This window comes from Myxococcus sp. AS-1-15, assembly GCF_020037055.1.
Taxonomy (GTDB): domain Bacteria; phylum Myxococcota; class Myxococcia; order Myxococcales; family Myxococcaceae; genus Myxococcus; species Myxococcus fulvus.
On the sequence record NZ_JAIQDF010000001.1, the window covers coordinates 228,161 to 248,314 of the forward strand.

17 protein-coding genes are annotated in these 20,154 nt (G+C 71.8%); 7 read left to right on the forward strand and 10 right to left on the reverse strand.

What is annotated here, in order from left to right:
• Nucleotides 1-219: 219 nt before the first annotated feature.
• The 3 genes from K8625_RS00875 to K8625_RS00885 all read right to left on the reverse strand — a co-directional run bounded on the left by K8625_RS00875 (nucleotide 220) and on the right by K8625_RS00885 (nucleotide 3,265).
• Nucleotides 220-1,617, reverse strand: coding sequence for an ammonium transporter (locus K8625_RS00875; protein WP_223781577.1), 1,398 nt, complete (start codon nucleotides 1,615-1,617; stop codon nucleotides 220-222).
• A 151-nt stretch (nucleotides 1,618-1,768) separates the two neighbouring features.
• Nucleotides 1,769-2,053, reverse strand: coding sequence for a hypothetical protein (locus K8625_RS00880; protein WP_223781578.1), 285 nt, complete (start codon nucleotides 2,051-2,053; stop codon nucleotides 1,769-1,771).
• Nucleotides 2,054-2,209: 156 nt separating this feature from the next.
• Nucleotides 2,210-3,265, reverse strand: a complete 1,056-nt coding sequence (locus tag K8625_RS00885) for a GIY-YIG nuclease family protein (RefSeq protein ID WP_223748340.1) — start codon at nucleotides 3,263-3,265, stop codon at nucleotides 2,210-2,212.
• Nucleotides 3,266-3,579: 314 nt separating this feature from the next.
• Here K8625_RS00885 and K8625_RS00890 point away from each other — a divergent pair, with 314 nt between their 5' ends.
• Genes K8625_RS00890 through K8625_RS00900 form a run of 3 tightly spaced genes read left to right on the forward strand, consistent with a single transcriptional unit; the run spans nucleotide 3,580 to nucleotide 8,483 of the window.
• On the forward strand, nucleotides 3,580-4,689 hold the full coding sequence (locus K8625_RS00890; RefSeq protein ID WP_223781579.1) for an efflux RND transporter periplasmic adaptor subunit: 1,110 nt from the start codon (nucleotides 3,580-3,582) through the stop codon (nucleotides 4,687-4,689).
• Nucleotides 4,686-7,796 carry an efflux RND transporter permease subunit gene (locus tag K8625_RS00895; protein WP_223781580.1) on the forward strand — a complete coding sequence of 1,037 codons (3,111 nt, stop codon included), beginning with the start codon at nucleotides 4,686-4,688 and terminating at the stop codon, nucleotides 7,794-7,796. Before K8625_RS00890 ends, K8625_RS00895 begins: the two co-directional genes overlap by 4 nt.
• Nucleotides 7,797-7,814: 18 nt before the next feature.
• A complete protein-coding gene (locus K8625_RS00900; RefSeq protein ID WP_223748343.1) occupies nucleotides 7,815-8,483 on the forward strand; it encodes a TetR/AcrR family transcriptional regulator in 669 nt (222 codons plus the stop codon).
• Here K8625_RS00900 and K8625_RS00905 read toward each other — a convergent pair.
• The gene (locus K8625_RS00905) at nucleotides 8,467-8,826 is read right to left on the reverse strand and encodes a VOC family protein (protein WP_046715961.1); all 360 of its coding nucleotides are present in this window, start codon (nucleotides 8,824-8,826) and stop codon (nucleotides 8,467-8,469) included. The two genes, K8625_RS00900 and K8625_RS00905, sit on opposite strands and share 17 nt — an antisense overlap.
• Nucleotides 8,823-9,431 (reverse strand): glutathione transferase GstA, encoded by a 609-nt coding sequence (gene gstA, locus K8625_RS00910; protein ID WP_223781581.1) that lies wholly within the window; start codon nucleotides 9,429-9,431, stop codon nucleotides 8,823-8,825. Before gstA ends, K8625_RS00905 begins: the two co-directional genes overlap by 4 nt.
• Nucleotides 9,432-9,707: 276 nt before the next feature.
• On the opposite strand from gstA, the gene K8625_RS00915 reads away from it, so the two are divergent.
• The 3 genes from K8625_RS00915 (at nucleotide 9,708) to K8625_RS00925 (ending at nucleotide 12,436) form a co-directional block, all read left to right on the forward strand.
• Entirely contained in the window at nucleotides 9,708-10,586 is an 879-nt protein-coding gene (locus K8625_RS00915; RefSeq protein WP_223748345.1) for a hypothetical protein, read from the forward strand.
• Between the two features lie 144 nt (nucleotides 10,587-10,730).
• Nucleotides 10,731-11,567, forward strand: coding sequence for a TIGR02452 family protein (locus K8625_RS00920; protein ID WP_223781582.1), 837 nt, complete (start codon nucleotides 10,731-10,733; stop codon nucleotides 11,565-11,567).
• A gap of 122 nt (nucleotides 11,568-11,689) precedes the next feature.
• Nucleotides 11,690-12,436 (forward strand): hypothetical protein, encoded by a 747-nt coding sequence (locus K8625_RS00925; protein ID WP_223781583.1) that lies wholly within the window; start codon nucleotides 11,690-11,692, stop codon nucleotides 12,434-12,436.
• Here the strand turns inward: K8625_RS00925 and K8625_RS00930 are convergent.
• Nucleotides 12,427-12,795, reverse strand: coding sequence for a hypothetical protein (locus K8625_RS00930; RefSeq protein WP_223748348.1), 369 nt, complete (start codon nucleotides 12,793-12,795; stop codon nucleotides 12,427-12,429). The genes K8625_RS00925 and K8625_RS00930 overlap by 10 nt on opposite strands.
• Nucleotides 12,796-13,201: 406 nt before the next feature.
• Between K8625_RS00930 and K8625_RS44085 the strand changes: the two genes are divergently transcribed.
• Nucleotides 13,202-15,946, forward strand: a complete 2,745-nt coding sequence (locus K8625_RS44085) for a winged helix-turn-helix domain-containing protein (RefSeq protein ID WP_305070848.1) — start codon at nucleotides 13,202-13,204, stop codon at nucleotides 15,944-15,946.
• Here the strand turns inward: K8625_RS44085 and K8625_RS00940 are convergent.
• From K8625_RS00940 to K8625_RS00955, 4 genes are all read right to left on the reverse strand, one after another.
• Entirely contained in the window at nucleotides 15,943-17,586 is a 1,644-nt protein-coding gene (locus tag K8625_RS00940) for an ATP-binding protein (RefSeq protein WP_370640362.1), read from the reverse strand. The two genes, K8625_RS44085 and K8625_RS00940, sit on opposite strands and share 4 nt — an antisense overlap.
• A gap of 62 nt (nucleotides 17,587-17,648) precedes the next feature.
• Nucleotides 17,649-18,914, reverse strand: a complete 1,266-nt coding sequence (locus K8625_RS00945; protein ID WP_255665400.1) for a hypothetical protein — start codon at nucleotides 18,912-18,914, stop codon at nucleotides 17,649-17,651.
• A 164-nt stretch (nucleotides 18,915-19,078) separates the two neighbouring features.
• Complete coding sequence (locus K8625_RS00950; protein WP_223781585.1) at nucleotides 19,079-19,657, reverse strand: YqgE/AlgH family protein; 579 nt, start codon at nucleotides 19,655-19,657, stop codon at nucleotides 19,079-19,081.
• 52 nt (nucleotides 19,658-19,709) lie between these two features.
• Nucleotides 19,710-20,114 carry a hypothetical protein gene (locus K8625_RS00955; protein WP_223748353.1) on the reverse strand — a complete coding sequence of 135 codons (405 nt, stop codon included), beginning with the start codon at nucleotides 20,112-20,114 and terminating at the stop codon, nucleotides 19,710-19,712.
• Nucleotides 20,115-20,154 lie beyond the last annotated feature (40 nt).

Genomic DNA, 20,154 nt, shown 5'->3' on the forward strand with positions numbered 1-20,154 from the left:
GTCCCCCCGGGACTGGCGCGGCTCCCGACCCACGAAGGGCGCGCGCGAACGGCGGGGAGACTAGGAGCCGCGCTTTGGCCCATCGCGAGGCGGGCGAGGGGAGCGTCGGACAGCGTACGGATGCGTGGTCGGCGGTGGACACCCGCGCGTTGGCGCAGCCGGTGGTCAACAGTCCCGTCGGGCACCGGGCGCGAGGGCCCGGTCCCCGGTGGGAGCCCGTCAGGCGGGCAGCGGCTGCGTCGTGTCCCGGGGCGCCGCCGCCGAGGGCTCCACGACAGCCGGCGTGCTCGCGGGCGTGGCCTGCGGCGCGGCGAACCCGGTGGACTCGCCCATCGTCTCGCCGTGCTGGCTCAGGTCCAGGCCCAGCTCCTCGTGCTCACGGGGGACCCGCAGAGGGACGATGCGGTCCACCAGCTTGTAGAGCACGTACGAGCCGACGAAGGAGAAGACGGACACCAGCACCAGCGCGGCCAGGTGCTTGAGGAACGTCGTCGTCTCGCCGTGCACCAGGCCCACGTCCTTGGCCAGCACGCCCGTGAGCACCATGCCCACCACGCCGCCCAGCCCGTGGCAGGGGAAGACGTCCAGCGTGTCATCGAGCGAGGTGCGGTTCTTGAAGTGCACCGCCCAGTTGCTCACGAAACTGGAGACCAGGCCCACCATGATGCTTTGGCCCACGGTGATGAAGCCCGCCGCGGGCGTCACCGCCACCAGGCCCACCACCGCGCCCACGCACGCGCCCAGGGCGCTGGGCTTCCGGCCGCGCAGCCAATCGAACGCAATCCACCCAAGCATCGCCGCCGCGGACGCCGTGTTGGTGGTGGCGAAGGCCAGCGTGGCGAGCGACGAGGCCGACAGCGCCGAGCCCGCGTTGAAGCCGAACCAGCCGAACCACAGCATGCCCGTGCCCAGCATCACGAAGGGCAGGTTGGCCGGCGTGTGCGCGGCGTTCTCCAGGTGCGTGTGCCGGCGGCCCAGCACCAGCGCGCCCGCCAGCGCCGCGAAGCCCGCGGACATGTGCACCACCGTGCCGCCCGCGAAGTCCAGCACCCCCCACGTGCGCAGGAAGCCCTCCGGGTGCCACGTCCAGTGCGCCAGCGGCGCGTAGATGAAGAGCGTGAAGAGCACCATGAAGAGCACGTACGCCTTGAAGCGCACCCGCTCCGCGAAGGCGCCGGTGATGAGCGCCGGGGTGATGATGGCGAACTTGAGCTGGAACAGCGCGAACAGCAGCAGGGGGATGGTGGGCGCCAGGTCCGGATGCGTCTCGCCCCCCACGCCGCTGAACATGAAGAAGGTGCGCGGGTCGCCGATGAGGCCGTGGAAGCTGTCACCGAAGCAGAGGCTGAAGCCCACCACCACCCAGAGCAGGCTGATGACCGCCATCGCGATGTAGCTCTGCAGGAGCGTGGACACGACGTTCTTCAGCCGCACCATGCCGCCGTAGAAGAACGACAACCCCGGCGTCATCAGCAGCACCAGCGCCGTGGCGGTGAGGATCCACGCCGTGTCCGCCGGGTTGATGGGCCCCCCTTGCCGGGTCTGCGCCGCCGGCGTCACCAGCATGCCCGCCACGCCCACACCCACCAGCAGGGCCACTGCCAACCACTTCTTCATCGCGCCTCCCCAGCAAGGACTGACGCGATGCAGTATGGGTAGGGCGGCCGCTGATTTCAATTCCACAGGGATTAATTGTGGGTTCTAGGGGGTAAATATGCGGATATTTAAGCTAAAGGCTATGGGGCCTGGGCCTCCGAGACAGGCCTGGCTACTTCACGACGATGCCGCCGTCCTTGATGTCCAGGTCCTCGCCGCCCTTGAGGACGACCTTGCCCTTGTCCGTCTGGATGGTGCAGGGGCCGGAGCCCGGGATGGTGAGGGAGGCCGTCTGGTTCTTGCCGAAGGACACGTGGGTCTTCACGCCGCTGCACACCGCGCTCCACGTGTAGTCGCGCGAGTCGCGGTTGGAGTAGCGCACGGTGATGGCCGCCGAGGCGGTGGACGACACCAGCAAGCCGGCCACGAGGGTGGCAATCGAGAGTCGGGCCTTCATGAGTCCCCCAAGGGGTGTGGAGTGGCGCAGTCATAGCCGCTGGGACTGACGCGCGCTCGTGACGTGTGAACGCCACACCCGGGATGGCGGTGCTCACCATCCCGCGGGTGGAGTCCTACGGGGGCATACGAACCGACGTGGCGCGATGGGCGGTGCTCAGGCCCCAGGCGCGGCGCCGTGCTCCAGCTCCTCGGGGTGCAGGTGGAACCAGCGCGCGATGAGCATCACCTCCTGCGCCTCGTGGGCCTTGAGGCCGAGCGTCTCGGGCTCGGGGCGCTCGAACACCTCCCGCGCGCGCGCGGCGAGCGCTTCGTGTTCCTGGGGTGTGCGGGGCGCGGGGCGCTCATCGCGCACGCTGCCTCGTCGCAGGATGTAGACGCGGTCCTCTCCGGCGTAGCCGGGCACGGTGTACACGAAGGACAGGCGCTTCATCGTCCGTCCCAGGGAGACCATCCACCCGCGCAGCGCCTCGAGCCGCTCCGCGCGGTCCCTCAGCTCCGCGGCGTACTCGAACTGGAGGCGGCGCGCGGCCAGCGCCATGCGCTCGCGCAGCAGCACGAGCGGCGCGTCGGACGTCCCCTCCAGGAAGGCCCGGGCCTGGGTGACGCGCGCGTGGTACTCCGCATGCGTGCAGCCCGCGGCGCAGGGAGACAGGCACCGCGAGAGCTGACCGCGCATGCACAAGGGCTCCAGCTTCACCGGGAAGAGCTGCCCCTGGTCCGCCAGCCGCATCGGCGTGTCCGCCGCGCAGTCGCGCAGCTCGAGCAGGTCGTTCACCGCGCGGACCACCTCGGACACCGCGCCCGGGCCGTGGAAGGGGCCGTAGTAGTCGCCGCTGGCGCCGTTGACGCGCCCCACCACGTGCAGGCGCGGGACGGCCTCCTTCGTGAGGTGCAGGAAGCAGTGTCCCCGGTCCCGCTTGTGCTCCACGTTGTAGAGGGGGCGGTGCTGCTTGATGAGGCGCAGCTCGCGCAAGAGCGCGGCGAACTCGCTGGGCGTGTGCTCCCACTCGACGTGGTGAGCGTGGCCGATGATGTCCGCGGCCTTCTCGCCCGGCTCCGCGCGGAAGTAGGAGAGCAGCCGCGAGCGCACGCGCACCGACTTGCCCACGTACAGCACCTCGCTCGACGGGCCCAGCATCCGGTAGACGCCGGGCCGGTTCTCGGCGTGCGCGCGGACGTGGTCGAGGAGCGTGGCGATGCGGGAAGACATGGTGCGGAGGCGCACGGCGCCACGGGCGCCGGACGGGACACCGTACACCTCGCTGGAGGCGGTGGGGGAATGGCCGCGCCGGCCGCGTCATGCCTGGGTGTGGGGCGAGCCGCCCGGCACCACCCTGGCGAGTGGGCGAGCGGCGCCGTGCAACCAGGCTCCGTTTCGGAACGTGTGTCCCTGGGTTTGTGAAGTTTTGTCAGGCGACTTGTCTCGATGGGTTAACGACGTTAAGTGAGTGGCCGATGTAAACCCGCGCCCACGAGAGGGCCGGGCCTTGGCCCGCCCGAGCCGGTGCGGGCGGGAGTCGCGTCATGATGCGTGCCCCGTCGTTGAGCCTGTGCGCCGCGTGGGTGAGCGGTTTCGCCGTCCTCCTGTTGGGTCTGCAGTCGGTGGCGGGGTGCTCTCCTCCCGCCACCGCGGCGTCGGAGCGCGCCTCCCGTGAAGAGGCTCCGGTGCGGGTCCGCTCGGCGGTGGTGATGGAGGAGGAGGTCGCCCAGCCCGTGCGGGCCAGCGGCGCGCTGGCCGCGAAGCAGGAGTCGCGGCTGTCCTTCAAGCTGGGCGGCATCGTCCGGCAGGTCTCCGTCGAGGAGGGCCGCGCGGTGACGCGCGGGCAGGTGCTGGCGGCGCTGGACCCCTCGGAGGTGGGCCCGCAGGTGGCGCAGGCGCGCGAGGCTCGGGACAAGGCCGCGCGGGACTTGGAGCGGGCCCGGAGTCTGTTCGAGGCCCAGGTCGCCACCCGCGTGCAGCTCCAGGACGCCACCACCGCGTTCGAGGTCGCGGAGGCGGGCCTGAAGGTCGCCACCTTCCAGCAGCGTCAGACGAGCCTCGTCGCGCCCGCCGCCGGCCGCATCCTCCGGCGGATGGTGGAGCCCGGCGAGGTGGTGGCGCCCGGACAGGCGCTCTTCCTGTTCGCCAGCGAGGAGGACGGCTGGGTCGTCCGCGTGGAGCTCGCGGACCGTGACGTGGTGCGCGTGAGGGAAGGGGACTCCGCGGAGGTGTTCCTGGATGCCTATCCGGGGCGGACCTTCCAGGCGCGGGTGCGGGAGATCGCCAGCGCCGCCACGCAGGGACTCGGCACGGCCGAGGTGGAGCTGGAGCTGCTCATGTCCCCGTCGGACGCCGCGCCGAGGTTGTTGTCCGGGCTCTCCGCCAAGGCGCGCGTCTTCCCCTCGGAGCGGCGGGCGCTGCGCTTCGTCCCCGTGGAGGCGCTGCTGGAGGGGGACGGCGACACGGCCAGCGTCTTCGTCCTGGCCCAGGACGGCCAGCGCGCGACGCGGCGGCGGGTGCGCGTGGCGTTCCTCTCCTCCGAAACCGGCCGCGCGGCGTTGTCCGAGGGCGTCGAGGCGGGCGCCCAGGTCGTCACCGATGGAGTGTCCTTCCTGCGCGAGGGCCAGCCGGTGGCGGTGGTGGAGGCGCGATGAGGCTGTCCACGGCGGCGGTGAAGAATCCCCAGCTCACCCTGGTGGTGTTCGCCATGTTGGTGGCGCTGGGCGTCTCCAGCGCGCTCTCCATTCCTCGCGCGGAAGACCCCGTCTTCCCGATGGCGAGCTTCACAGTCGTCGCCGTCTACCCCGGCGCGAGCCCCTCGGACCTCGAGCAGCTGGTGGTGGACCCGCTGGAGGACGCGTTCGAGGAGCTCGACGACGTGAAGGAGGTGTCCAGCCAGATGGAGGACGGGCTGGCGCAGGTGGAGATTGAATTCGAGTCGTCCTCCGACGTGGACGACAAGCACGCGGAGGTGCTGCGACAGGTCACCGCCACCCGGCCCAGGCTCCCGTCGGGGCTGGTGCGCCTGGAGGCCATCCGCCACAGCGCGTCGAACGTGAGCGTGGTGCAGCTGGCGTTGGTGGGGCCGCACGTCCCGGCGCGCGAGCTGGAGCGGCGCGCGGATGACCTCTCGGACCGGCTGGGGCGCGTGGCGGGCGTGAAGAAGGCGGAGGTCTTCGCGGCGGCGAAGCAGGAGGTGCGCGTGTCCCTGGACCCCGAGCGCCTGGCGCGCGTGGGCGTGTCCCTGGACCAGGTGCTCCAGGCGCTCACGGGCGCCAACCTCAACATCCCCGCGGGCAGCGTGGACGTGGGCACGCGCCGCTTCAACGTGAAGACAGGCAGCGAGTTCACCTCGCTCGAACAGGTGCGCGCCACGGTGGTGGCCGGCGGCGCGTCCGGCGTGGTCCGGGTGTCGGACGTGGCCGAGGTGTCCTTCCGCGACCAGGACGCCGTGCACCTGGGCCGCTACAACGGGGAGCGCGCGGCCTTCGTGGGCGTCACGCAGAAGGACGGAGGCAACGTCTTCGCGGTGCGCGACGCGGTGCTGGAGGTGGCCCGGGCCTGGGCGGAGGAGCTGCCGTCGGGGATGCGCCTGGAGACGGGCTTCGACCAGTCGCTCCAGGTGAAGAGGCGGCTGGGCGGCTTCGCGGTGGACTTCGCGCTGGCGTTGGCGCTGGTGCTGGTGACGCTCCTGCCGCTGGGCTTCCGGGCGAGCCTCGTCGTGATGGTCTCGATTCCATTGTCCCTGGCCCTGGGGCTGGCCGCGCTGCACCACGCGGGCTTCACGCTCAACCAGCTCTCCATCGTCGGCTTCGTCATCGCGCTGGGCCTGCTGGTGGATGACAGCATCGTGGTGGTGGAGAACATCGCGCGCTTCCTGCGCATGGGGCGCACCCGGGTCCAGGCCGCCATCGAGGGGACGTCCCAGATTGGCCTGGCCGTGCTCGGCTGCACCGCCACGCTGGTGCTGGCCTTCGTGCCGCTGGTGTTCCTGCCCGGCACCTCCGGCCAGTTCATCCGGGGCCTGCCCATGGCGGTGGTGTTCACCATCCTCGCGTCGCTGCTGGTGTCGCTCACCGTGATTCCGCTGCTGTCGAGCCTGGTCCTCTCGAAGGACGAGCACCCGGAGGGCAACCGGGTGCTGCGCTGGCTCCACCACGGCATCGAGCGGGTGTACCGGCCCGTGCTGCACCGCGCGCTGGCGCGTCCCGTGCTGACGCTGGGGGTGGCGGCGGGGCTCTTCGCGGGCAGCCTCGCGCTGGTGCCTGTGGTGGGCTTCAGCCTCTTCCCCAAGGCCGGCGCGCCCATGTTCTACGTCCAGGTGGAGACGCCCGAGGGCACCAGCCTCACGGAGACCGACCGCGCGGTGCGCTTCGTGGAGGACGTGCTGCGCCGCCGTCCGGAGGTCCGCTCCGTGTCCGCCAACGCGGGCCGGGGGCAGCCCTCCGTCTACTACAACGTGCAGCCCAGCCCCGAGCGCCCCAACGTGGGCGAGGTCTTCGCGCAGCTGGAGTCGTATGACGCGCGCCGGACGCCCGCGCTGCTCGACCTGCTGCGCGCGGAGCTGTCCACGTACCCGGGCGCGCGCATCGAGGTGCGCGAGTTCGAGCAGGGGCCGCCCATCGAGGCGCCGGTGGCGGTGCGGCTGGTGGGGCCGGAGCTGGAGCCGCTGCGCGAGCTGGCGGACCGGACGCAGCGCGTATTGGAGAGCACCCCGGGCACCCTCTACGTGAAGAACCCGGTGCAGACGCGCCGCACGGACCTGCAGGTGGAGGTGGACCGGGAGAAGGCGGGCCGGCTGGGCGTGCCCGCGGCGGAGGTGGCGCGCGCGGTGCGCTTCGGGCTGGCGGGGCTGCCCGCGGGCTCCTTCCGGGACGAGGAGGGCGACGACCACCCCATCCTGGTGCGGCTGCCCCTGGAGTCGGGCGCGTGGCCCGCGCTCGGCGCGCTGGAGCGGCTGCACGTGGCGAGCGTCACCGGCGTCCAGGTGCCGCTCGGACAGGTGACGCGGGTGCGACTGGAGGCGGGCCCCAATCGCATCACCCATCACGAGGGCGAGCGCTCCGTCACCGTCTCCGCGAGCGTGGCCACCGGCTTCATCAACGACAACGTCATCCAGGAGGCGGTGCGCCGGTTGGACGCGGAGGTGAAGCCGCCCGCGGGCTATCGCCTGGAGATGGCGGGAGAGCTGAAGAGTCGTCAGGAGAGCTTCGACGGCGTGTCCGCCGCCGGCATCATCGCGGCGTTCGGCGTGCTGGCGGTGCTGGTGCTGGAGTTCCGCACGTTCCGGGGCGCGCTCATCGTGGCGTCGGTGATTCCGCTGGGCCTGGTGGGCGGCATCGCCGCGCTGTGGCTCACCGGCAACACGCTGTCCTTCACCGCGTCCATCGGCTTCATCGCGCTGGTGGGCATCGAGGTGAAGAACAGCATCCTGCTGGTGGACTTCACGAACCAGCTGAGGGCCCGGGGTCTGTCGGTGGACGCGGCCATCGAGCAGGCGGGCGAGACGCGCTTCTTGCCCATCCTGCTCACCACCCTCACGGCGCTCGGCGGCCTGTTGCCCCTGGCGCTGGAGAACAGCAGCCTCTACTCACCCCTGGCGTGGGTCATCATCGGCGGGTTGATTTCCTCCACCGTGCTCACCCGCGTGGTGACACCCGTGGTGTACAAGCTGCTGGCCCCGGAGGTGGAGCCCGAAGCCGAGGCTCGCGAGCCGGCCGTGTCCGGCGGTAGCGTCCTGTCCCCCGGAGGCGCGGTGTAGCGGCACGAGCGAGGCATCATGGGCATCAAGGAGCGGCGAGAGCGGGAGAAGCAGGCGACGCGGCAGCGCATCCTGGACGCGGCGCGCGAGCTCTATGGCCAGGAGGGCTACGAGGCGATGACCATGCGCCGGGTCGCCGAGCGCATCGAGTACAGCCCCACCGCCATCTACGTCCACTTCAAGGACAAGGCCGCGCTCGTGCGGGAGCTGTGCACGCACGACTTCCTGCGCTTCGCGGAAGTGCTCAACAAGGTCGCCCGGGTGAAGGACCCGCTGGAGCGGCTCAGGAAGATGGGGCGCGCGTACGTCGACTTCGCCCGCGAGCACCCCACCACCTACCGGCTGCTCTTCATGGACCGCCTCCCCGCCGAGGTGGGGTCCAAGTCGGAGGAGTCCCTCGAGCAGGACAACCCGGAGCAGGACGCCTATGCCTTCCTGCGCAAGACGGTGCAGGAGGCGAAGGACGCGGGCTGCTTCAAGCCCGAGCACCAGGACGTGGAGCTGGTGAGCCAGGTGGTGTGGGGCGGGGTGCATGGGCTGGTGGCCCTGCATCTGGTCAAGACCCAGGAGGACCCGTGGGTGGACCTGCGCCCGCTGCCGCGCGCGGCGGAGCTGATGGTGGAGCTGCTGCTGGAGGGCCTCGCGAAGAAGCCCTCCAGCCCGGCGGGGCTCAAGCGGGCTCGATGAAGTTGAGCCGGTAGCCATCCGGGTCGGTGACGACGACCTCCCGGGTGTGCCAGGGCTGCACGGCGGGACCTTCCACCGGGGCCCCCTGGGCCTGGGCGCGCAGGAGCAGCTCGTCCAGTCCGCTGGGGCCCTCGACACGGATGCCCACGAGCACGCCCAGCCCCCGCCGTCCTTCCAGCTGGAGCTGCGCCGGAGGGGCGACGAGGTAGACGTCCACCGCGCCCGCCCACTGGAGGCGGACGAAGGGCGGCTCGGACTGGGTGCGCTCGAAGCCGAGCGCCTCGTAGAACGCGAGCGAGCGCGGCAGGTCCGTGACGAGCAGCTTGACGAACGCCGTGCTCACTTCTTGAGGCCTTCGGCCACCAGGGCCGCCTGCACATGGGGACGCTCGGCGACGCGGGCCTGGAAGGCGCGCACGGCCGGGAACGGCTCCAGGTCCACCTTCATGGGCGCCGCCCAGTTCAGCACGGTGAACAGGTACGCATCCGCGACGGTGAACTGCTCACCCATCAGGAACGACTGCTTCGCCAGCACGCCGTCCAGCGTCTTCAGGCGCTGCGCGATGCGCTCCTTGTAGATGGCCTTGCCGTCCTCGGGGAACGCCGGGTTGAACAGGGGGCTGAAGGCCTTGTGCAGCTCGGTGGAGATGAAGTTGAGCGTCTCCTGGAGCTGGTAGCGCGGCAGCGTGCCGTTGGCCGGGGCCAGCTTGGACTGGGGCGCCTGGTCCGCGATGTACTGGACGATGGCGGGGCCCTCGGTCAGCACGTTGCCGTCGTCGAGCACGAGCGCGGGGACATAGCCCTTGGGGTTGACCGCGAGGAAGTCCGCGCCCGTCTCCGTCTTCTTGGAGCGCAGGTCGACCTTCTCGACGTCGAACTTCAGGCCCGCCTCACGCAGGACGATGTGCGGGGACAGGGAACAGGCGCCATTCGTGTAGTAGAGCTTCATGGTGCAAGACCTCGCGTGTGGGATTCGCGGCGCGCAGTTGTGCACCTTCCCGAGGTGGGATGCCACCGTTTCCGTGGTGCTCCCACGGCCTGCCTCGTCGGTCGGACGGGTGTCGCTCGGGTGACGACGTGGGCTCCTGGGTCCACCGGGCCCCGCTGCCCGGGGGGCGCGCGCGGTGGTAGTTCTCTGCCTCCCTGACCCCCGAGCAAGCCGCGGCCTCGCGTGCGCTCCATCAGGCAGACATGGCCGGCGTCCACCCCGGCCTGGAAGGACCCTATGCGCTTCAAAGCCACTCTGTTGCTGCCCCTCGCCCTCCTGGCGTTGGGTGCGATGCCGGCGTGCTCCGGCGACTCCGACGACGACAAGAAGCCCGACGCTGGCGGTTCACCAGACTCCGGCACTCCCGACTCCGGCACCCCCGACTCCGGTACGCCCGACTCCGGCACGCCGGGTGGCGGTGATGGCGGCACGGGCACCGCGTCGTGTCCGTCCCATGCGCTGTTCTGTGAGACGTTCGAGAGCGGCCAGGGCAGCTGGGATGAGCAGAAGACGCACGCCACCATCACCGCGGATGGCACGAAGCCACATACCGGCTCGCGCTCGCTGCACGTGGTGACGGAGGACGGCATCGACGAGAAGCAGGGCGAGGGCGAGGCCATCGCCCGGTGGATCCGCTCGTTGAGCCCCACGTTCAGCACGCAGTTGTTCGTGCGCGCACACGTGTTCATGACCTCGCTGCCGGGAGACTTCGGGCAGATGGGGACCTTCTTCGTCCTCTTCTCGGACGCGGGCAATGACTTCGGCGGCTTCGAGCTGCAGGTCATCCAGGACACGGGCTTCGCGCTGGATGACTGGTCCGCGCGCAACGGACAGGGCTGGAACCGCCAGGGGCCGCCGGTCAACCTGGGCATGTCCACCGGCCGCTGGGTGTGTCTGGAGTGGGAGGTCCGCCGCCCCACCGCGTCCAGCACGCACGGCACCACCACGGTGTACGTGGATGGCGCGAAGGCGCACGAGTTCACCGAGATTGGCATGCGCTCGTTCAACACCTTCATGGTGGGCTACGGCTTCGTCCATCCGCAGGGGCCGTCCGCCTCCGAGACGTGGATCGACAACGTCGCGGTGAGCAGCACCCAGCGCATCGGCTGCGAGTAGCGCCCCCGCGCCTTTGGGCCCCCTCCCGCTCCGGGGCCCGGGGCCTTCGCGCGTCGCCTTGTCAGGTTGAAGGATGAAGCTTCGTGTTTGTGTGACACGAAGCTTCGTGCTCACCACGGGGCTGGCATCGAAAGGCAGCGGGTCATGTCGTTGAAGGAGCTTGCGCGCCAGACGGTGCGCATCACGGAGCAAGGACAGTACGAGGCGCCCTCGGGCCGGGTGGTCCAGGTGGGCGACCTGGTGGAGCGAGCGGTGCGGGGGACGGTGCTCTACCGCCCCGAGGACTTCTCGGGACTGACGCCTCGGGGGCTGGCGGCCGGCACGGCGCCGCGCATCGAGGTGACGGGCGAGAAGACGGGGCAGGCGGCGCGCAGGCTGGTGGAGGAGGAGGGGCTGACGCGTGTCGCGGCGCTCAACTTCGCCTCCGCGAGGAACCCGGGCGGCGGCTTCCTGGGCGGCGCCAAGGCGCAGGAGGAGGACCTGGCGCGCTGCTCGGCGCTCTATCCCTGCCTGCTCACGCAGCGCGAGTACTACGACGCCAACCGCGAGGAGCGCTCGGCGCTCTACACGGACCACCTCATCTATTCGCCGGACGTGCCGTTCTTCCGCGACGACTCGCTGGAGCTGTTGGAGCGGCCCTTCCTCCTCTCGATGCTCACCGCGCCCGGGCCCAACGCGGGGGTGGTGCTGCGAGAGGACCCGCGTCAGCGACGTCAGCTCCACGCGGTGCTGCGGGCGCGCGCCTTGAAGGTGCTCCAGGTCGCCGCGCATCAGGGGCATGAGGTCCTGGTGCTGGGGGCGTGGGGCTGCGGCGTCTTCCGCAACGAGCCGGCGGAGGTGGCCCAGGCCTTCTCGAGCGCGCTGACGCAGCTGTACGGCGCCTTCTCGCGCGTGGTCTTCGCCGTGTACGAGCGGGGCGGGGACGGGCCGAACCTGCGCGCCTTCCAGGAGCACTTCGGCGACGGAGGGGCGCGGATTTAACTCCGTTTAATCCCACGCCCGTCCCGATTTGGACGACAACTCCCTGGAGCAGCCGCTCGAGGGGGAAGCCGATGCATGGGGACTGGCGCAGTGTTGGGGGCTCGCGGGAAGAGACGTCACTCGTGTTCCGGCGGCTGGATGCTCGCACCGTTCGCGTCCTCGGCGGCCCCCGGGAGATGTTGACGGTGCTGGAGGACTTCGCGCGCGGCGAGGGGGGCGCCGCGGCGGAGGTGCTCGAGCCCGGCGTCTGCGCGAGCTGGCGAGGCTGGCGGCTGGATGTCGACGCCACCGAGGTCCTGGGGCGCGCGTCGTACGCGCAGCTCATGGGCCGGGGCGGCCTCCAGCCCATGCGCGTGGCCACGGGCCTGGCGGGGCGGGGCCGGGAGCTGAGCGTCTTCACCGAGGATGCTCGCACGGGCCGGGAGGACTTCCACTACACGCTGCTGCTCGGCGACGTCGTGCTGGGCATCCGGGGCGAGGTGGACGCGCCCGAGCGCCACGTCTACGACGTCACGCTCCGGGGCGTGGCTCAGCTGCTCGTGCGTGCGCTGCGGCGGGTGCATGCGCGGTGCGCGGCGCACGGCGACACGGCGGTGCTCGTCTTCACGGCGGAGGACGCGGAGCAGCTTCGCCAGGGCGCGCGGGACTGGTGCGCGGCCACCGGGGACGAGGGGGGCCCGGAGTGGGTGTCGCGGGTGGCGGAAGCGGAGTCCGCGGAGGAGGCCCTCCGGGGGCTCATCACCTCCACCGACGACGCGGCCCGCATCGCCGAGCATCTCTTGGAGCTGGGGGCCTTTCTGCTGGAGTCCGAGGCGGCGAATGCCCGGGACGGGGCCGGGGTGGAATTGCCCGCGTGGCGTCAGGAGTAGCGCGCGAAGGCGGACGCGGCCATGGGCACCGGCTCCGAGGAGAGCTCCGGCTCCGTAGAGGTCAGCGGCGGGTAGGCATCCACCGGTGACGCGCGTCCCACGACGAACTCCGCGGCGCTTCGCAGCTTCTCCAGCGCGCGCTCCGTGCAGTGCAGGGTGATGAGCGGCAGGAAGCCCGGCTCGCTCATCCACTTCACCGCGCCCAGCAGGTGGTTCGCGCTCAGGAACCGCATCACGTCATCCCGCAAGGCACGGCTCTCCTCGCCTGCTGCGACGAGGGCGGCGCGCCTGTCTCGGGGAGGCGGAGCCGGACGTGGCTCGCGCTCCTCCCGGGGCATGATGATGGTCTCGATCCACATCGGAGCGCCCTCCGGACGTAAGACCTGGGGGCTCGCTGACCGGGTACGGCTGCTTGCTCCCTGGCCCTCAGGTAACCGGGGAATGATGCGCGATTTCACTTCCGGTTGTTTTCGTCCGGGCGCCAATTCCTTCTCGACGGGCGACAAAATGTGAAAAATCGGAGTGATATTGGAACCCACGATGTCGGGTGGGGACTCACCGGGTAGGTGCGGCTCGCGTGGGGCGCACACCCCAGGTGTCCAAGGGGGGACATACGAATGGGACAGGAGGGTGTGTCAGGCTGGGGCACATGAGACCTGGCCGCGCGCTGGAGTTCGAGACGTTGTTCCCGCCGTCCCTCACACAGGGTGAGGGGAGGCGAGCGTCCCGGGCCGGTGACTCGCGTCAGGTCGTGACGAGGTGAGCATGCGCGCCGGCACGACGCCTCCTCCCCGTGGTCGTCGACGTGCCCAGGGCACGGCCCCGCGTGGCAAGCGGGAGCCGGTGGCGCGGACATCCACGCCGCGAGGGTTGGGGCCGCCCGCCGTCTTCGTCGGACGCAAGCAGGAGCTCCAGCGGCTGAGCGGCCTGCTGCGCCGCGTGCGCACCGGCGTGGTGTACGGCCTGCCCGGGGTGGGCAAGTCCGCGCTGGTGGCCGCGGTGGCGGCGCGCCATCGGGGGCCGGTGGTCCACCGGCGCATCGCTCCGGGGGACGCGCTGGACTCGGTGGTGGACGACGCGCGCCGGCTCTTGCGCGAGGCGCCCGTGGCGCAGGCGTTGTCGGACGACGCGCGCCTGGAGGACCTGGCCCGGGAGCTGGATGCTCGCGGGGCGCTGTTCGTGGTGGATGACCTGCACGTGCTCGCGCGCGAGGAGCGCGTGGCGTTGGTGGAGGGGCTCGGCGGGCGGCTGCGAAGGGGCGCGCTCCTGGCCACCTCGCGCGAGGAGCTCCCGCGCCTGGCGACGAGCCCGGACCGCATCGAGCTGCGACTGGACGGGCTGCCGGAGTCCGCCGCGAAGCTGCTGTGGCGTCAGCTGGACGCGCTGTATGGCGCGCGCGAGGGCTTCGCCGCGGCCTGGGCCCGCTCCCGGGGTGTGCCGTTCCTCCTTCGCCGCGCGCACGCGAACGACGCGGACGTGGAGGAGCCGGTGCGCGCGGCGCTCTCGTCGCTGCCGCCGGACGAGCGGCGCGTGGCCGCGGTGCTCGCGCTGTCGGAGCTGCCGCTGCCCGCCTCCGCGCTCGCCGACGTGCTGCCGGACGGTGGCGCCGGCGAGGCGCTGCGAAGGCTGTCGGCCCGGCTCCTCGTGGAGACGGACGCGCGCGGCCGCCATGGCGTGCACGACCTGGTGCGCGAGGCGTTCCAGTCGCTGCTCGGCGCCGAGGAGTCGCGGGCCGCGCACGAGGCGCTGCTCGCGCTGCTGTCACGCGAGCCGCTGCCGGAGGTGGTGCGGGTGCGTGCGATGTCCCGACACCTGCAGGCCCTGGGGCGGCACGAGGAGCGTCGGGCCTTCATCGTCGGGGAGGCGGAGGCGCTCGTGCGCCAGGGCGCGGCCGGGGAGCTGCTCACGCTCCTGGGCTCGCTGCCGCCCGCGCTGTGCACGCCCGACGTGGGGCTGGCGCGGGCCCGTGCCCAGGTGCGCCTGTTGGACCTGCGCCGTGCCTACGAGGAGCTCTCGGCGCTGCGCGCGTCGCTCGGTGAGGACGGGGATGCGGACCTGCGCGAGCAGGTGGGCACGGTGCTGGTGCGCGTGGCGCTCTTCTCGCTGGAGCTGGACGCGTGCGAGCGGACGCTGCAGTCGATGCCCATGCCGCGCGACGCGGAGGTGTTCCTCCAGCAGCTCCTGGCGTGGGCCGCGCTGCGCTTCTTCCAGGGGCGACTGGATGAGTCCCTGGAGATGCTGGACGCGGCGTGCTCCGCGTCCGAGGACCGGCGCGTGCTCGGCTGGGGGGCCTATGCCCGCGCGCTGATGTGTTGGATTGAAGGCCGGGACGACGGGCTGGAGGAGCCGCTCAACCAGTGTCTGTCCTTGCTGGAGGACGCGCCGCTCAACTCGCGCGGGCCGCTGGTGGCCGCCATGTCCGCGGGCATCCTCAGCAGGCTCGGCCGCTTCGCTCAAGCAGAGGCCGCGCTCGCGGGCGCGCGGGAGAAGCTGGGCCAGCTGGGCGCGCCCAGGCTGGCGCTGGAGCTCGACTGCATCGCCGCCCTCGTCCGGGGCGAGCGCGGAGAGCGCGGGGCCTCGCTCGCGGGCCTGCGGGAGACGTCGGCCCGCGCGCAGCAGGGCGGCTATCTCTTCATCCACCACCTCTCGCGCGTCAGCGCCGGGCGCATGCTGCTGGAGCTGGGGCGGCGGGCGGAGGGGCTCGCGCTGCTCGACGAGGCCGCGGCGGACGCGAGGGCCCGAGGCGCCGAGGGACTGGCCCGCGCCGCCGAGTCCGCCCGTTCCGCCGACGTGCTGAGACAGGTGGAGCGCCCGTCGGTGGTGGAGCCTCGCGAGGTGCGTCCGGGCATGGCGGCGCGGCAGCGGGCGCTGGCGGCGCTGGCCTCGGCGACGGCGGGGGACAGCGTGCGCGCCGAGGGACTCCTGGCCTCGCTGGAGCCGCTGGCGCGCGGCGAGGACTTCGCCCTGGAGCGCGCGCTGGCGCACCTGGCGCGGGCGCTGCTGCACCGGCTGGCCGAGCGCGCGGCGGAGTCGCGTGCCTCGCTGGAGGCCGCGGCGCGCTCCGCGGCGGAGGGCGAGGCGGACCCGGAGCTGATTCCCGAGCTGGCGCGCACGCTCGCCTCGCTGCGGGTGGTGACCTCCACCGGCGCGCGCCTGGCCGTCGAGGCGCCCGTCGCCGCGTCGGACGCGGTGGTGCTCGACGCGCGCCACCACGCGCTGCGCGCGGGGGCTCGCTCCGTCTCACTCGCCAAACGCGTGCTCCCGCGAAGGCTGCTCTACGCGCTGGCCCGACGTCCGGGCCGCACGCTGCCGAAGGAGGACTGTGTGCGGGCCATGTGGGAGGCGGCCTATGACCCGAGGCTGCACGACAACGCGCTGCGCGTGCACGTGCGTCACCTGCGGGAGATGCTGGAGGGCACCGGCGCGCGGCTGGTGTTCGAGGACCCGGGCTATCGCCTCGACGTGCCACCGGGCTTCGCCTTCGTCCGCGATGAGCCCGGCGCGTCCTAGAGCGGCAGCTCCACCGCGAAGGTGGCGCCGCCGCCGGGCGTGTCCTCCACGTGGATGTGGCCGCCGTGCGCCTCGACAATCTGCCGGACGATGTAGAGGCCCAGGCCCATCCCGCCCTGTCGCCGCGCGTTGTCGCCCTGGGTGAAGCGCTCGAAGATGCGCTCGCGGTCCTTCACGGGCACGCCCGGGCCGCTGTCGCACACCGTCAGCTTCGCCTTGTCGCCGTGCCGCGTGAGCGACAGTGACACGGGGTTGCCCGCGCCGTAGCGCAGGGCATTGGACAGCAGGTTGCTCACCACCTGCTCCAGGCGCAGCCGGTCGAAGCGGCCTTCCATCGGCCCGTCCACCTTCGCGCTCAGCGGCACGCCGGTGTGCCGGGCCTCGTCGCCGAAGCGCGCCACCAGGTCCGCCACGACGGCGGCCAGGTCTCCATCGGCGAAGTGGAAGTCCAGCTTGCCCGTGCGGATGCGGCTGACGTCGAGCAGGTTGTCCACGAGCGCGCCCAGCCTGCGCAGCTGGCGCTCGGTGGTGTCCAGCTTCCCCTGGACCTTGGGTGAGCCGAGCGTCTCCTGCGGTTGGCCCTCGGCGAGCCTCCGCAGCAGCTGGGCCTGCAGGCGCAGGGACGTCAGCGGCGTGCGCAGCTCGTGGCTCGCCAGCGAGAGGAAGTCGTCGCGCGTGCGCACCGCCTCCTGCAGCGCGAACTCCGTCTCCTTCAGCGCGGTGATGTCCAGCAGCGCGCCTCGCACCACCATCACCTTGCCCGTCGCGTCGCGCAGCACCCGCGCGCGGCTGGTGAGCCAGTGCCAGGAGCCATCCGGCCAGTGGGTCCTGAAGGTGGAGACGTATGAGTCCGTCTTGCCCGCGGCGATGTCATTCAGCTGCGTCTGCACGGCCGGGCGGTCGTCGGGGTGGAGCGACTCGATGAACCGCTCGTGCGTCCACTCCGCCAGCGGATGGGGATAGCCGTAGAGGCGGTCATGTCCCTCCGAGCGGAACACCTGACCGGTGGCGACGTTGGTCTCCCAGACGGCCATCTGCGCGGAGTCCAGCGCCACCTGGAAGCGCTCGCCGAGCTGACGGAAGCGCTCCTCGGTCCTGGCCACCTCGCTCTCCGCGCGCTGCCTCCGGGTGATGTCCGCGGCGAGCACCCACGTCTCCTCGCCCACCACGCGGACATTGACGTCCAGCCAGACACGCGAGGGCAGCTCCGCCAGGAAGCGTCCGCCCTCGCGAGTGGAGAGCGCGGCCATCAAGCGCTCGTGCAGTACGGTGCCCGCGAGCGCGGGCTCGGCTGTCCAGGGCTCCTGCCCCTGCAGCTCCTGGGCGGGCACGCCGAGCAGCGCGGCGGCGCGGCCATTCACCTCGCGGATGCGCCCCTGGGCATCCAGGCAGAGGAACGCCTCGCTCATCATCTCCCGCAACACACACAGGCGGGCCTCGGCGGAGAGCGCAGCTTCGTCGGCGGGCGCGGCGGGCATGGCTCCCGTGGGGATGACAGGGGTGTCCGTGGGAGGGAAGGACACGGTGGACGGCGAGGGGCTCATGTAGACCTGAACCGTCCCCTGGCCCTCCAAATGCGTCAAGTCATCCGCTCCGCCTGGGGAATCACGCTGCGGCGCGGCGTCCGCACGACGGGACATCCACCAGCCCCGACCTCGGCCCCTCCACAGGCCGGCCCCGCGTCGAGGGCGGGACATGCGACTCAGGACCCGCCCGTCGGCGCGGTCGGGTCCACGATGGGTTCCGGCATGACCCACGTCCCGGTGGGGTCCAGGTACGCCTGGTCGAAGGCGTAGAGGATGCCGTTCCAGCGGTCCCAGAAGTCGGCCCAATTGTACTCGGTGGGCGGCGACGTCAACGGGTTGCCGTCGCGGTCCGGCTGGCTGTTCGCATAGTCGGCGTAGTTCCAGATGACCGTGCCGAACTCGGTGCGCAGCAGCGGGGTGAGGGCCCGCAGCAGCGCGACGCGGGACACCTCGTCCGAGCGGGGTGATGCGGGCGAGAAGACGGGCTGCGCCATGTCGTGCTGCTCGCGCCAGGCGATGTAGTTGTTGGCGACGGCGATGAGCGCGTCGCGGGTGGCGGGGCTCGTGGACAGGCGGGCCTGCTCGTAGAGCGCGAAGGCCGCGACCAGCAGGCTCTTGTAGTGCATGCCCGGGAAGAGCTGGTCGAACTGATAGGGGCGCGGCGTGTCGAACGCGTGCGCCAGCGCGTAGTCGTAGGCCTGCACGGCCTGGGCGGGCACCGCGTCCACCAGCGTGAACTCCGTGAGCACGCGCTCGGGCGTCACCGCGCCGACGGCGCTCCGGCGCCACGCCAGGTAGAGCTGCCCCGAGCCGCCGATGTCCGAGAAGATGGCGAGGTTGCCCTCGTGCAGGGTGCGCTCCAGCGTCAGCACCAGGTTCTCGACCTTGTCGAGCGGCCAGAAGCCCGGCGAGGACTGGTAGAGCGCGGCGAAGCGCGCGGCGGTGATGCTCAGCGTGCGCGCGTCCAGGAGCGCCGCGGTGTTGAGCGAGGTGATGAGCGCGCCGAGCGAGGCCGCCGCGTCCGTGGGCACTCCGCGCAGCACCAGCTCCAGGCCCAGCTTCTCCGGCGTGGCGAGCAACTGGAGGTCGAGCCCCACGCGCTGGAGCGCATGGAGCACCGACAGCGAGGGCTGTCCCCGCGCGGCGGCGATGATGCGCCTGGCGATGGCGGTGCCGAGCATGCCCTCGCCACCGGTGCGCGAGGCATTGGGCGCGAAGGTGAACCAGGTGGGGCGCACGGCGCTGACGCCACCGGGTTGCAGGGCTGGGTCCAGCACCGCGCCCAGCTCGTAGGCGATGGCGATGTAGCCCTCGGTGATGCGCTGGTTGTCCTCCAGCGGAGTCGCCGTGGGCTGGGCGCTCGCGGAGGCGCCAAGGAAGGCCACGGCGAGCGCGAGCCCTCGAAGGGCGTGAGAGGAACGGAGTGCAGGGAGTCGTCGCATGGGGAGTCCGCCGGAAAGACGTGGGGTCCTGGGGAGGTAGTCACTGCCCAGGCTCTTCCAAAGGCGTGGCGGCCCCGCGCTATTGCGGCGCTGTCGGGTATCCGACGGATGGAGGGGCTTGGGAGCCCATGTGCTCCATGAGGCGTGCTGCTGGCGCGGCGCGCTCAGAGGTGGCGGACGGCGTGCTCCTCCCACAGCGAGCCCGGCGCGGTGAACACGTCGGCGGGCTGGCCTTCGAGGACCCACCAGGCGCCTCGGGCCACCTCCTCCTCGAGCTGTCCGGGGGACCATGCGGAGATGCCCTCGAAGGTGAGGGATTCACCGACGGGCAGGTGCGCCTCGCGGCGTCCTTCGTACCAGGCGATGCCCTCGAGGAGGGGCTGTGCTCCCTCGGGGGCCGGGCGGCGCAGCGTGAGGGTGATGTGGAGCGCGGGGTTCACCGGCCCGCCCCAGCGGTCCACGCCCTCGGGGAGGCGCTCGCCCTGACGGGTGCGCACGCGATTGAGCACCACGCCCCACGTCCTGCGCTGGGCGCCCGCGTCGAGGAGCAGCACCACGGTCTCGTCGAAGTTCTCGGAGACGCGGCCGGGGCGCGCGACGAGCAGCGAGCCCGCACGGAGCGGCGCCGCGGGCAGTTGCTCCAGGGACTTGAGCGCGTCGATGGCGCGCGGGAAGAGCACGAGCAGCGCGGCCGCGACGAGCAGCAGCACCCAGCCGAGGTGCCAGCGCGAACGGCGCATCATGAAGCGGGGACCGGACGTGGGCGGGCTCCGGCCGGGTGGAGGAGGGGCGCGCTCACGGCTTGCGGTGGGGCCGCGCGGGAGGCGGGGCCTCCGACATGTGTTCGGCCTTGAATCGGGCCAGGGCCTGCGCGGGGTCGATCTCCTGGAGCTGCTCGGCCCGGGTCTTCTGGGGCGATGTGTACGGCGTGAGCTCCGAGGAGGCCTGCTGCTTCGAGCCGCGCAGCCAGCGCCGTGTCAGCGAGAAGAGGACGTAGATGCCGAGCGCCAGCAGGCTGTACTTGAGCAGCCACTTCGCCACGCCGATGAAGAGGCCGACCACGGCGATGGCGACGAGCAGGCCGAGGCCGCCGATGACGAGGACCTCGGCGGTGCTCCACGAGGACTCGCGCTCGTCCGAGCCTGTCGTGTCAGGGGACGCCTGCTCCTTCTGGATGAGGGTGGGCTGCTGAGACTCCATGAGAATCCCCCGACCTGGGCCTGACTGACGCGACCGCGTG